This is a genomic window from Chitinophaga sp. W3I9 (assembly GCF_050434025.1).
Lineage (GTDB): Bacteria > Bacteroidota > Bacteroidia > Chitinophagales > Chitinophagaceae > Chitinophaga.
This window is the reverse complement of record NZ_JBNPWC010000001.1, coordinates 2,783,538-2,796,431: the sequence shown is the minus strand read 5'-3', so window position 1 is coordinate 2,796,431 and position 12,894 is coordinate 2,783,538. Positions and strand designations below refer to the sequence as shown.

Below are 12,894 nucleotides of genomic sequence, written 5' to 3'. Positions count from 1 at the left end.
AGGGCTAAGGCTTTCATAATCCAGTCATTATAATCACGACAATTTCCACTATGAAGATAATACAAATATTTAGAACCGTTTACTCCGAGCTGATTCTTTATCCAATATTTACGTATTAATTTTTCATGTGGTTTGCTCAGTCCGTCATTCAGCGGCTTCCTTATTGCGATTTTCATATAACGCCGACCTGTATCTCTTCGCCAGCAAACCTGTAGCCAGCGCCGGATCGATTGCAGCTACTATTACGCCCGGTTTACCATATTCCCCGTGTGCTATGCAGGTACCATCGGGGCCAATGATGGAGCTGGCTGAATCGGGATATGTAAATGCATAATTAGCGCTGGCGAAGTAGATGGTATTTTCCAATGCGCGCATCATCATGGCTTTCTCGTAGTAGGGATTATTGATATGGCCCCATTCGGTGAGTAGTTCACCGGTAGTATTGCTGCCGGTGCAATGCGGGTGAAATACTATTTTAGCATCGTGCCGCGCTGCCCACCGGACGGATTCGGGATAGCGGAATCCCTCATGACAGATCGTGATACCAAACTTCACACCATTCACTTCAAAGATGCTGCGTGCGGTACCGGGTATCCAGATATTATCTTCTGTGGGATCTAACTGGTTTTTAGTTTGGTATCCCAATACTTCACCGGTGGCTGCAATCACAAAGGCCACATTCAGCAATGCATCTCCCTGATGCCAGTCCATGGGCATAATAACGGCGATGGAATTTTCAGCGGCGAGTTTACCCACTTTTTCCAGCGCCTCCTGCAGGTTCCGGGGAGAACGTTCTTCTTCCGGAAAACCCATACCCGGATAACCGGGAATATAGGACTCCGGGAAACAGATAATTTCCGCGTGTTGTTTTGCTGCCTCTCCTATCAGTTTTTCAGCCCATAACAAACCGTCGCTGATAGATGTTGGAGGTGGTGGAGCAGCCAGTGCTATTTTCATAAGATGCAGATTATGACAACAAAGTTATTCAGAATTATTAAAGAAGAGGCTGACTTTAAATGACCGGTACCCGATAAAATTCCGGATTTGTAAAAAGTAATTCCGGATTCCGTAAACGAAAATTAAGGGAAGCGATCAATCTTTGGGGTTGAATTATACCTGTTAAATAATGAATATAAGAACCGCAAAGCGTTGGTTTCTGTGGCATAAATGGACCAGCCTCGTTTGCACTGTTTTTTTACTGATGCTGTGTTTAACTGGTCTCCCGCTGATCTTTCATGAGGAGCTGGATGGACTGCTGGAGAAACAGGTAGCAGCTGAAATACCGGAGGGCACGCGTAAACTAAGCCTGGACTCTCTCGCCGTACTTGCCGGCCAGCAATACCCGGCAGAAAAAATACGGTATATTTTCTGGGACGAGAAAGATGAAAACAAGATCTTATTTGACCTCGCGGCCCCAACCCGATGCTCCTCCTGAAGGAAGCAGGTATGTAGCGCTCAACATGTATACCGGCGCCGTGCTGGGCAAGCCAACTACTGATGGATTAATGGACGTTATATTAAAGATCCACATCAATATGTTTCTTGGTATTGGCGGGAAATTATTTTTGGGCCTGATGGGCATCTTATTCATTATTGCCATTGTTTCCGGCATAGTACTTTATGGGCGTATCATGAAAAAGTACGATTTCGGGATGGTCCGGAAATATAAATCGAACCGCCTGAAATGGCTGGATACTCATAACCTGATTGGAATTGTTACGCTCACCTGGGCCAGCGTGGTAGGGCTTACCGGTGTGATCAACACGTTGTCGGATGTAATCCTTGGCCTGTGGCAACAGGGGCAGTTAAAAGAGATGGTGGCACCCTACGCCCAACAGCAACCGCTTACCGGCAAGCTGAGTTCACTGGACGGTGCAATGGAGGTAGCGCGAAAAGCAGCACCGCATATGGAACCGCGCATCGTCACCTATCCCGGTACCTTGTTTTCCAGCAAACATCACTACGCTGTATTTATGCGGGGCAATACCGCCCTCACCTCAAGGTTACTGATGCCTGCACTGATAGATGCCAAAACCGGCGCGCTTACCGATGCCCGGCGCATGCCCTGGTTTGTAAACACCCTGTTTTTATCGGAGCCCCTGCATTTCGGCGATTATGGCGGGATGCCTCTAAAAGTCATCTGGGCATTATTTGACCTGGCTACCATCATTGTATTAATTACCGGCCTTTACCTGTGGTTTGCACGCAGAAAGGCTGCCAACCTGCAATGGAGCAGGCTAACCGAAAAAACTGTATACCAGGATGAAGAATAGTGCTTTTTTCAGATTATGGGGAAAACCGCTGCTGATGGCATTGCTGTCGATAGCTGGATTAATTACAGCGCTGATGGGCGACGGTTACTGGGATGTATTTTCCTGGATAGCGCTGGCCATACCTGTTATCATCATTGTGCGCAACTATTATTTTACGGGGAAGCAGGGTTAAGCACCTGATACCTTCGTTATTACGATAAAAAAAATCGGCCAATCAGTCAATCTGGTTGGCCGATTTTTTCAATGCTATTTTGATGATTACTTCAATGTGATCGTGCTTACGGTAGATACTTCCCCTGTTTTTACTGCTACGGCAGCAACAGTAGTATCTTTTAAAATACCATTACCGGCAATAGCCACATTATAGGTACCTGCGCTTAAGCCTGAAATTACATAGGCGCCGGTTAATGCGTCCGGTAATGCGGAAGCCACGGTATCAGTGTTCTGAATAGCATATACGCCTTTCACCTGCAGTAATGGTAACGCAATTCCTTTAATAGTACCGCTGGTTGCTGCTGTATAAGTACGGATCACTGGTTTCAGGATGTACTTATTGCTTCCGGTGGTAACGATAGAGCGACCGGCATCAAAATCGATCCAGAGGCGGTATTCGATGTCGGCTACCAGGTCGGCATGCACATTCAGTTTTAAACCTGATTGCTGAGCAGAAGGCGTTTCCAGCGGGTGGGATACCCCATTCAATACTACGCTGTTGTTGGTGCCCAATACCAACCGGATCTGTGAAATTTTACCGGCGGGTAATTCTTTTGACGCCAGTAAGGTGTCTAATCCATTTCTGAAATCAAGCAGGTTATACACGCCGGGACGTGCCAGGGGAACAGATACCCAACCTGCACCTGTTTCTGCTGCATCAGCTGATGCATTTACCTGGATGTCCTGGATATCGATGTTCACTTCATCGTAAATAGCCGGATCATCTGTCAGGTACACTGTGAGCTTCGACTTTCCACTGTTGGAGGAAGACTCGTCTTTGCTGCACGCACTAAAGAATAGCATGGATGCGGAAACCACCATTAACGTGGCGAAGAATTGGTTTTTCATGATTCAAGAATTGAATTGAATAACAGTTTTCGGTTAAAATTTGAATTTGAGTTGATAAAGTTGACAACAGATAGTGACAGATTTTCGTGTTTGAGTTGTAAGTATACTCCCCGGAAAACAAAAACTGTACCGGAAAACGGACACACCGGTGGATGAGCGTTTTCCTGTCAACAGAACGGCCAGGCAAATTGCCTGGCCGTTCTGTTGACATATGCATAAACAGTATCTCTTATCCCTTCTTTCTCACCAGCTTTGCTTCTTTGGTGTCCATTCCATAGAGGTCATTGAACAACAATTTGAAGGTGCCTAACGACTGGGCGCGGAAAGTAATTTCAGGGCCAAAGGCATAGAGCATGCCGGCGCCCACGGGGGCAGAAAATGCGGCCACGCCATCTTTCAGGTATGTTTGTCCCCATGCCCAGCCGCTATGCAGCGGTTTATCTGTGGAAAACCAGGCAATGGGCTTAATTCCTTTATCAGCTGCATCTGGGTCCAGGCGGAACACGGGACTGTTATCGAAGTTCACATCTCCAACAGCGGGAAGGCCCCATGCGGCGGGGTGTGTGCTATCGAAAGACACCTGCAGGATGCTTCCGGGTACAAAATACTTTGTACCGGGTAATGGTTTTTCCTTGCCGGCTTTATCTGTTTCGACCAAGGCATTGTGCACCGGCAGGCCGAGATGATAGGCCAGGTTGGTGCTGCTGCCGATCGTGATCACGGTGCCGCCTTCTTCCAGGAATGTTTTTATCTGCGGAATAGATTTCTCTTTCGTGATCTTCCCTAACAAATGCCGGTATTGTTCCGGGATATCTGCGGGCGAAGGATCTTTGGGGGCATAGCCATACCTGTTGGGTTCTGCTCCTGATACCGGTGGAATAGCACGGGTAGCGAAGATGATGGCATCGTATTTACTGCGGAGATTACCGGTATCGATATCCTGCGGGTATATTACCTCGAAAGGGAAATGATACTGCTCCATGATCCACCGCATCCAGCCGGAGGGCATAGAGCCGCCGTAGGTGTCCCATAATGCAATGCGCATGGGCGCCATACTCACTGTTCCGGCCGGGCGTTTGCTGATACCGGTGGTTTTAAGTCCGAGGGTATTGGCGGATTGTTGCAGGATCTCTTTTGCTTTGCCATCTGCAGGCACATAAAAGCTACCCGCAACGGCTTTATCGTTGCCGGCTACTCCTTTGGTAAGACGGTATACTTTCACGCCTGCTTTCATAAGGTCATTTACCGCGATGAAGGCGTTGTTTTCCCGCGCACTCAGGAGGTAGCCGCCGGCAGTAGCCAGCGCTGCTTTGGGAGGTGATTGTAAAGCGCCATAGGGCAATTTTATAAAGGGTCCGTCGAAGCTATCCAGGATCCTGTCGAACTGCACGCCCATTTGAAACGCCAGTGTCCATCCGGCAGCATCATAAGGCCGGATGGGAGGACCACCAGGATACTGAAAATCGTTTGGATGATCCTGTGGTTCAAACATATCCAATACATGCGGGCGGAAGGCCTGGTTTGTTTTTACGATGTAGGAGCCGGCAGGGTATTGTTTACCGGCTACTGTGAACGGTGCATCTGCCTTCTGTACCTGTATGCCGGCTTTAATGAGGGCATTGATAAATTTCACGGCGGTGGGGAAATCGGCCTGGTCGGCGGGGAGGATGTATCCGCGGGGATCCCTTCCGGCAGGATCTTTAAACACCGCATCATAATACTTCATCGGGATATTGCTTCCCCTGCGCATCCATCCATACGGATCGCTGCCATCGTTTTTGTCGGTGGAGTCCACGTTATCCTTTTTAAAAGCAGCGGTAATGGCTTCGGAGCGTTTGGGTGATAATGTCCACGAATCCTGGTTGCCTTTATCGATAGCATTCTTCCCCATTTTGTAAATATTGAAAAGCACTTCATCACGTTGTCTTGCTGCGTAATCGAGCACCGCGTAGTTGAGCGATACCGAGTAATCAATCGAGCGTTTGAAGCGCCAGTCGTTTTGCGGTGTTACCGGGTTCGGGGTAGCGCCGTTGGGGATCAGTCGTTGCGGCACTACCGGAATTTTTTCCGGTGTAGGGTTGCCGATAATTTCCGTAAGCAGCCCGATCATGTTATGATACTGCGTGGTTGTGCGTAAGCCGCCATTGTACCAGGTAGAGAAGCTGGAGCCATTGAGGCGGGTGTAGCCGGGTTTATCTTCCGCATTGAGGCGGTTATACATCGCTGCGCCGAGTGCATCGATGCCAGTGATCATCAGCGGGTCAAAGAAATAATTGAAAGGGTCGCGGTAAGGAGGGCCTGCGAGTACGGATCCTTCCGGCCCGCGCTGGTGGTGATTGTACATAATTTGCGGCATCCATTCCAGGAACAGCTGGCGCCCCATGTTCACGCTTTCCTTCATATTCATGATGTAGAAATCGCGGTTATTATCGTGCCCGATGTACTTCTGGTATAGTACGGGCAGTTGATCAACCGTACGTTTCAGTGTATCTGGATTCCGCATGTACCAGTTGGACACCAGCTCCTGGCCGTCGGGGTTGGCGTGTGTCATGAGAATGATCACATTGTCGAGAATGCGCATGGTTTCCGGGTCTTTCCGGCTACTCAGTTCCCAGGCGGTTTCAATGAGCTGGTGAGTGCCTACTACTTCCGTGGCGTGCAAGCCGCCATCTATCCATACCACTGCTTTTCCTTCTGCGGCCAGTTCCCGTGCCTGTTCAGTGGAGATGCCTTCTGCGCGTGCCAGCTGTTGTGATATCTTTTTATATTTTTCCAGCAGTTTAAGGTTTGCGGGAGAAGAGATGATCAGCATGTACTGATCGCGGCCTTCTTCTGTTTTACCGATGTCCACCAGCTGTACGCGGTTCGACGTGGCAGCCAGTTTCTTAAAATACGCGGCTGTTTGCGTGTAGTTAGCCAGCTGATAATCGTCCCCGATGTTAAAACCAAAATGATCTTTCGGGGAAGGAATATTTTGCGCCATCGCCGTTGTGCAATACAATCCAACAGCGGTAAGCGTGACAAGCAGTTTATTTCTCATAACATTTACTGATTGAGTTATTTACGATAATCCAGTGCGGGTTTTCTGTCGCCCAGCATTGCTTCATATTTGAACCCGGTTCCCTGTCTTTTATCCAGTTCTTCTTTTGCCACTTTCAGGGTTTCCGGGCTTTTGAATAAATCGTATGCGGTGAGCGCCATGGTTTTGGCGGCCACCATCATGCCTTTTATGCCGATGCTGCTGCCGGCAGCGGCTACGTTCTGCCAGCTGTGACCGGAAGATCCGGGCACAAAGGTGGCCGTTACAATGCCGGCTGTAGGAGCCACCCAGCTTACATCCGCCACATCGGAAGAGGCGCTGCCGCCTTCGCGGATCATTGCAAAAGGACTCACGCGGGAAGTGACCGTATCAGGATCGGGAGTGTTATCTTTTTCCACGAAGCTGGCCTGGATCTTTTTTGCAAACTCCTTTTCTTCCGGGGTGTAGCTGAAACCGCCCACCTGGTGGAGATTTATATCCATTATTTGCGACAGGGTAATATTGGGCAACATGTTATACACCCCTCCTATTACCTCGTAATCCATGCGGGTACCGGTTCCCAGCGCAGCGCCTTCCGCGCACTTTACCAGCCGTTCCCACACGCTTTTCACCACTTTCATTTCCGGGTGCCTTACATAGTAATATACTTCTGCAAATGCAGGTACTACGTTGGGAGCGTCGCCACCTTTGGTGATCACATAGTGAATGCGGGTGGTAGAAGGAATATGCTCCCGCATCATGTTCACCATATAATCCATTGCTTCCACGCCATCGAGGGCGGAACGGCCTTTTTCAGGAGAGGCCGCCGCATGAGCCGCCGTGCCATAAAACCTGAACTTTGCGTTCTTATTGGCCAGCCAGGGCGACACTGCCGCAGAATTCTGGTTACCCGGATGCCAGTGCAGCACTGCATTTACATCTTTAAATAATCCTTCCCTTACCATGTATACTTTCCCGGAGCCGCCTTCTTCCGCAGGGCAACCATATAACCGGATCGTTCCTTTTGCACCGCTGGATTGCAGCCAGTTTTTCACACTGATGGCCGCCGCCACGGAGGCGGTTCCAAAAAGATTATGACCGCAGCCATGTCCGGGACCGCCGTCTTTCACCGGGTGTTTTTCAGGAACTGCTTCCTGTGACAAGCCGGGTAACGCGTCGTATTCTGCCAGTATGGCGATTATTGGTTCGCCGCTGCCATAGCTGGCTTCAAAAGCAGTAGGAATACCGGCGATACCCGCTTTTACGGTGAAGCCCTGTTGCTGTAAAGCTGTTTGCAGCAGTGCCGCACTTTTTTCTTCCAGGTAACCCGGTTCCGCATAGCTCCAGATCTTTTTTGCAATGGAATCGTAACTGGCGGTATGCTGATCAAGATACGTGATCATGGCTGCTTTATCTTTCTGTTGTTGCGCTGCCGCGGAAAATGCGAAACCACACATTATGCTGCTCAAAATGATTTGCTGCCTCATAAAATTATTTATACAATTGGTTAAACAGTAATTTGAAGGTACTGTGAGATTGACCCCGGAACGTGATTTCCGGACCAAAGGCATACAGTTTGCCTTTGCCTACCGGCGCCACAAATGCTGCAATGCCATTTTTGAGGTACTGCTGGCCCCAGGCCCATCCGCTGTGTAATGGTTTATCGTCTGAAAACCACATCAGTTTTTTAATGCTGGCGGTATCACCGGTGGCACTCAGTTTAAAAACGGGGCTGCGCTCAAAATACACATCATTTCTTGCCGCCATGCCGAAAGTTTCCGCAACGGTAGTATCTATATCCGCCAGCAGGAGACTGCCCGGAATATAGTATTTGGTACCGCTGAGTGATTTCCATTCATTTTTGCTGTTCTTTTCCACCAGTGCATTCTGTACCGGCAGTTGCAGGTGATAGGCCAGGTTGGTACTGCTGCCAATGGTAACAATACGGCCGCCGTCTTCCAGGAATTTCTTCAGCCGGGGAATGGAGGTATCCGCGGTAATTTTCCCCAGCCAGCCGCGGTATTGCGTTGGCAGTTCAGCTGGTTTAGGTGGTTTGGTTTCAAATCCGTTGCGTGTCTTTTTAGGTTTGCCGGTATCGGGTATGGCGCCGGTAGCAAAAATGATCATGTCGTATTTGCTGCGGAGCTTTCCACTGTCAATAGCGGAGGTATAAACGAATTCATAAGAGAAGTGATACTGTTCCATCAGCCAGCTGATCCAGCCGGCGGGAATAGATCCGCCGTAGTTGTTCCAGATGCCGATGCGCATGGGCGCTACTGCTTTCAAGCCGGCAGGTTTGCTGTCACTAACGGTAACGGGTATACCAAATGAGGCCGCATCTCTTGCGAGCAGTTCATGCGCTTTAGCAGAGGAAGGGATGTAGAAGCTACCTGCCTCTTTAACGCCAACGGGCACACGAAATACTTTCACGCCTGCTTTCAGCAGATCGTTCACTACGATGAAAGCATTGTTGATGCGGGCATCAATGAGGTAACCTTTGCCCATGGCCACTTCCTGCTTTGGCGGGGATTGCAGGCTGCCGTATGGCAGTTTTTCAAACGGACCACTGAAGGCTTCGGGAATACGATCAAACTGTACACCCATCTGGAAGGCCAGCGTCCATCCGGCGGCATCGTAGGGCCGGATAGGCGGACCACCTTCATATTGAAAATCGTTGGGATGGTCCTGTGGTTCGAACATGTCTATTACATGCGGGCGAAAAGCCTGGTTGGTTTTTACAATGTATGAGCCGGCAGGATATTGTTTTCCTCCCACTGTAAAACCAGCCGTGGCTTTCTGCACCGCTATGCCTGATTGAATGAGGGCATTGATAAACTTCACGGCGGTGGGGAAATCCGGCTGATCTGCCGGGATGATGTAGCCGCGGGCATCCCTGCGTCCGGGGTCTTTCAGCACAGCATCGTAGTATTTCACCGCCACAGTATCCTCCCGGCCGAAGGAGAATTCGCCACCACCTTCTCCTTCTGTACCGGGTTCGGATTTTTTATTGTTCTTATTGGCAATTTTTATGCTGTCGATATAGCTCGGGTAGAACGTCCAGTTGTCACGGTTTCCTCTCGCAATAGCGTTGGCGCCCATGCGGTAGATATTGAACAACAGTTCGCTGCGATAGCGGGAGGCGTAGTCGAGTACGGCATAGTTGAGCGATACGGAGTAGTCAATCGACTGCCGGAAGTGCCACCGCTGTGGCGTTACCGGGTTGGGTGTAGCGCCGTTCGGGATGAGCCGTTCGGGTACCAGGGGTACATTTTCCGGTGTGGGACTGCCTATTATTTCCGTCAGGATTCCTACCATATTATGAAAGTAGGGCGTAGTGCGCAAGCCGCCGTTCCACCAGGTGGAGAACTGTGAGCCGGCGCGCTGGGTATAGCCGGGTTTTCCTTCCACGTTGAGCCGGTTGTTCATAGCGGCGCCTACGGCGTCTATACTGGTTACGATCAGCGGATCGAACACATGGTTGAAGGGATCGCGGTATGGCGGACCGGCCAGCACGGAGCCCGCGGGGCCGCGCTGGTGATGATTATACATGATTTGCGGGAGCCACTCCACAAACAGCTGGCGGCTGATGTTCTGGCTCTCTTTCATGTTCATCATGTAGAAGTCGCGGTTATTATCGTGTCCTACATACTTTTCGTATAGCCGTGGTATGTTAGTAGCTCTTTTGCTGGTATCGGGTTCGCGCATGTACCAGTCGGACACCAGTTCCTGTCCGTCGGGGTTGGCATGTGTTAAGAGGATGATATCGTTGTCCAGGATATTCATGGTTTCCGGATCTGTACGGCTTACCAGCTGCCACATGGTTTCTATAAGCTGGTGGGTGCCTACTACTTCGGTGGCATGCAATCCGCCGTCGATCCAGATGATGGACTTCCCTTCTGCGGCCAGTTCGCGGGCTTGCTGGTCGGTAAGACCTTCCGCGTGTGCCAGTTGCTGTGAGATGGCTTTATACCGTTCCAGCCGCTTTATATTTTCCGGGGAAGAAACGATGAGCATATACTGATGACGACCTTCTTCTGTAAGCCCGATATCCTCCAGTTTTGTACGGGGAGAAGCCGACAGCTTTTTAAAGTAGGCGGCCGTTTGTGTATAGTTGGCCAGTTTATAATCATCCCCTATATTAAAACCAAAGTGTTCTTTGGGAGATGGCACCTGTTGTGCCCATGCGCCGGCTGCGACAGTCAGCAACAGGAGTAGCAGGCCGTAAAATTTCCTATTCATACGGGTTATCAGTTTCAGTTGATCAAAACGGGTTCTCTATTGTTTTTTAAACCTCACACCTACGCGGCAGTCGCCGGGTTCGCCTCTTGCTTCATCGCAGATATTGTTGAAGAAGGTGACGATCCTGCGGCCATCGGCCAGGTTGAGGATAAATTTGAACAAAAAGTAATCGTTTACGCTCACATTTGAAAGACTTACATGATTCAGTGTTGCCAATTGCGCTGCTGTAAAGGAATACGTTTTCGGGAAGGTGGTCACGGTTTCATATAAATGATCGTTGGTGCCTACTATGCTGGGCAGCGGAAACTGTGCGATGTTCGTATATTGGTTACCGGGAGAAGAGATCACTAACGGATAAGCAGGTACGCTGGTTTCGGCTTTATTATAGCTGGTATACACTTCAATAGAAGTAACGGTTTCTTTCCCGAATCCTTCCCAGCTGAGGGCAAAGGCAAACTGCTGACTGGCCACGTCCGGATCTTTCAGGTTAAAGAAAGCTACTTTGCCTGCCTGCCGCGTTGGCAGGGCTGTTTTGGTAGTATCTATCGTAACTACCGGCACGGCGGTATAGGTATATCCCTCCCATTCGTACTTCACCTTTTTACAGGAAAATGCAACCGATGAAATAAGCACTATAGCAACTATAAAATGTTTCATAATTATAATTTTAGTCCCGTAAAATTTTTTACCTATTTATCCCAGAAAACCGGTGTTGTTTGTTGCGCTACCTGCAAGCGGCCGGCGTCATCCCCTAAACTGGTATTGGCGGTAAGCTCTGTTTCTGAATAATACAGGCGCAACGGGAAGGTGTTGAGCGGCGACAGCGGTGTGCGCAGCGTTGGCAAACCGGTACGGCGATAGTCGTTATACGCTTCCATGCCATTGCCGTATTCCGCGATGTATTTCTGTGTCATCACCAGTTCCAGTTTACCGGCATTGCTGGCGGCGTCATATTTCACCAGCAGGCCTGCGGCAAAGTCGGCGATGGTGGTGGTGGTTAATGCAACGCCGCCATTCGCGGCGGCATAGGTGCTCACGCTGTTGAGATGTGCGGTGATACCGTCTTTAAACGCCTGCCGGGCATCGTCGCCGGTGTTGAGCGTAAGGGCTGCTTCTGCACGGATGAACTTCACCATGGCGTTGGTGATCATAGGCATGATGCCTGCGCCGGTACCATCTGTAGGGCCCACTACTTTGAGGACGCCGGTGGCATTGGTATTGGTAAGGAATTGATTGGTGACGGGCATATTATTTACCGGTGCATTGTCGTACAAACCGCCGGCGGGATAGATACCGAAGGTAGAGCGCCGGTTCAGATCGGCCGGTGCGGCGGTACCATCGCCGGGGTTGCGGCCATAGTAGCCGTTGCTGTTGGCCGAATTATTTAATCCTGCCGTGGCGTTCTGGCGAATGATGTAGTAGCGCAACCGGGGATCGTCGTTGTTAAAGAGCAGGTCGATCAGCGACTGGCTCATATAAAACGTTTTGCTGCCCTGGTATTCCGACCGGTGCCAGGGATGCCTGTTGTTGGGATTTTGCCCGGGCCCGAAGCGGAAGGTAAAGTCCGATGCGTTGGTATTGGTGGCGCCACCAATCAGCGTGGCCGGATCGGCGATCAGCGCCTGTATAGCGGTAGCGGATCGTGCAGGATTCACCAGGCGGATCTGGTTATACAGCTTTAGCTTGAGCGAGTTGGCCATCATGAGCCAGGAGCTTTTAAGCCCGCTGTACAGGAGATCGGATGTAGCGGGAACCAGTGTGGTGGCAGAAATTTTCCCGGCATCAACAGCTGCTTCGTCGATCATCTTCAAAAGATCTTCATAAATATCCGCACCTTTTTCAAACGGCGGGCTCACCGTTTCCTGGCCTTTTTGTGATTGTGAATAAGGAATATCTCCCCACATATCCACCATCAGGCTTACGAGGTATGCCTTCTCCAGTTTGGCGATGGCCACGTAGCCCCATTGTTCCTGTGCCGTGCCCGTTTTTATAATAGCCTCCAGGTCGTTCAGCGTTTGTGTGTAAAACCCGTCCCATGAGTCGTTGAAGCTGGTGCCCTGTTGCTGCAGCCTGCTCAGGCCGGAGGAGAAAACGGTGTACTGCATAAAAGTGGCGGTGCCGCTGTTCAGCTGGTACATATTGGCTGCCATTGATACTTCTGTCGCCGGCAGCAATAACGATAACTGGGCAGTGGTGGGATTGTTTGGATCTGTATTGATATCTACAAATTTTTTACAACCGGTAACTGTGAAAACACCTGCCAGTGCTATTGTATATGCAATATATTTAAGTGCCATCATC

At 50.0% G+C, this 12,894-nt stretch carries 10 protein-coding genes; 3 read left to right on the top strand and 7 right to left on the bottom strand.

What is annotated here, in order from left to right; genetic code table 11:
- Positions 1-144: 144 nt before the first annotated feature.
- Complete coding sequence (locus QFZ51_RS11690; RefSeq protein WP_429045990.1) at positions 145-957, bottom strand: carbon-nitrogen hydrolase family protein; 813 nt, start codon at positions 955-957, stop codon at positions 145-147.
- Between the two features lie 169 nt (positions 958-1,126).
- On the opposite strand from QFZ51_RS11690, the gene QFZ51_RS11685 reads away from it, so the two are divergent.
- Genes QFZ51_RS11685 through QFZ51_RS11675 form a run of 3 tightly spaced genes read left to right on the top strand, consistent with a single transcriptional unit; the run spans position 1,127 to position 2,445 of the window.
- Positions 1,127-1,435 carry a PepSY domain-containing protein gene (locus QFZ51_RS11685; protein ID WP_429045988.1) on the top strand — a complete coding sequence of 103 codons (309 nt, stop codon included), beginning with the start codon at positions 1,127-1,129 and terminating at the stop codon, positions 1,433-1,435.
- Complete coding sequence (locus tag QFZ51_RS11680) at positions 1,401-2,273, top strand: PepSY-associated TM helix domain-containing protein (protein ID WP_429045987.1); 873 nt, start codon at positions 1,401-1,403, stop codon at positions 2,271-2,273. Before QFZ51_RS11685 ends, QFZ51_RS11680 begins: the two co-directional genes overlap by 35 nt.
- Positions 2,263-2,445, top strand: a complete 183-nt coding sequence (locus QFZ51_RS11675; protein ID WP_429045985.1) for a hypothetical protein — start codon at positions 2,263-2,265, stop codon at positions 2,443-2,445. The genes QFZ51_RS11680 and QFZ51_RS11675 overlap by 11 nt, the downstream gene beginning before the upstream one ends.
- Positions 2,446-2,531: 86 nt before the next feature.
- Here QFZ51_RS11675 and QFZ51_RS11670 read toward each other — a convergent pair whose 3' ends face one another.
- The 6 genes from QFZ51_RS11670 to QFZ51_RS11645 all read right to left on the bottom strand — a co-directional run bounded on the left by QFZ51_RS11670 (position 2,532) and on the right by QFZ51_RS11645 (position 12,893).
- The gene (locus QFZ51_RS11670) at positions 2,532-3,335 is read right to left on the bottom strand and encodes a DUF4382 domain-containing protein (RefSeq protein WP_429045983.1); all 804 of its coding nucleotides are present in this window, start codon (positions 3,333-3,335) and stop codon (positions 2,532-2,534) included.
- A 229-nt stretch (positions 3,336-3,564) separates the two neighbouring features.
- Positions 3,565-6,375 (bottom strand): M14 family metallopeptidase, encoded by a 2,811-nt coding sequence (locus tag QFZ51_RS11665; RefSeq protein ID WP_429045981.1) that lies wholly within the window; start codon positions 6,373-6,375, stop codon positions 3,565-3,567.
- Between the two features lie 17 nt (positions 6,376-6,392).
- Positions 6,393-7,841 carry an amidohydrolase gene (locus QFZ51_RS11660; RefSeq protein WP_429045979.1) on the bottom strand — a complete coding sequence of 483 codons (1,449 nt, stop codon included), beginning with the start codon at positions 7,839-7,841 and terminating at the stop codon, positions 6,393-6,395.
- Positions 7,842-7,845: 4 nt separating this feature from the next.
- On the bottom strand, positions 7,846-10,593 hold the full coding sequence (locus tag QFZ51_RS11655) for a M14 family metallopeptidase (RefSeq protein ID WP_429045978.1): 2,748 nt from the start codon (positions 10,591-10,593) through the stop codon (positions 7,846-7,848).
- 36 nt (positions 10,594-10,629) lie between these two features.
- Positions 10,630-11,250 carry a hypothetical protein gene (locus QFZ51_RS11650; protein ID WP_429045976.1) on the bottom strand — a complete coding sequence of 207 codons (621 nt, stop codon included), beginning with the start codon at positions 11,248-11,250 and terminating at the stop codon, positions 10,630-10,632.
- Between the two features lie 32 nt (positions 11,251-11,282).
- Positions 11,283-12,893 carry a SusD/RagB family nutrient-binding outer membrane lipoprotein gene (locus QFZ51_RS11645; protein WP_429045974.1) on the bottom strand — a complete coding sequence of 537 codons (1,611 nt, stop codon included), beginning with the start codon at positions 12,891-12,893 and terminating at the stop codon, positions 11,283-11,285.
- Position 12,894 lies beyond the last annotated feature (1 nt).

What these genes read in the sequence shown, in the direction of transcription:
- QFZ51_RS11660 (WP_429045979.1), bottom strand. Translation starts at nt 7,841, where the DNA reads ATGAGGCAGCAAATCATTTTGAGCAGCATAATGTGTGGTTTCGCATTT.
- QFZ51_RS11665 (WP_429045981.1), bottom strand. Translation starts at nt 6,375, where the DNA reads ATGAGAAATAAACTGCTTGTCACGCTTACCGCTGTTGGATTGTATTGC.
- QFZ51_RS11670 (WP_429045983.1), bottom strand. Translation starts at nt 3,335, where the DNA reads ATGAAAAACCAATTCTTCGCCACGTTAATGGTGGTTTCCGCATCCATG.
- QFZ51_RS11650 (WP_429045976.1), bottom strand. Translation starts at nt 11,250, where the DNA reads ATGAAACATTTTATAGTTGCTATAGTGCTTATTTCATCGGTTGCATTT.
- QFZ51_RS11675 (WP_429045985.1), top strand. Translation starts at nt 2,263, where the DNA reads ATGAAGAATAGTGCTTTTTTCAGATTATGGGGAAAACCGCTGCTGATG.
- QFZ51_RS11645 (WP_429045974.1), bottom strand. Translation starts at nt 12,893, where the DNA reads ATGATGGCACTTAAATATATTGCATATACAATAGCACTGGCAGGTGTT.
- QFZ51_RS11655 (WP_429045978.1), bottom strand. Translation starts at nt 10,593, where the DNA reads ATGAATAGGAAATTTTACGGCCTGCTACTCCTGTTGCTGACTGTCGCA.
- QFZ51_RS11685 (WP_429045988.1), top strand. Translation starts at nt 1,127, where the DNA reads ATGAATATAAGAACCGCAAAGCGTTGGTTTCTGTGGCATAAATGGACC.
- QFZ51_RS11690 (WP_429045990.1), bottom strand. Translation starts at nt 957, where the DNA reads ATGAAAATAGCACTGGCTGCTCCACCACCTCCAACATCTATCAGCGAC.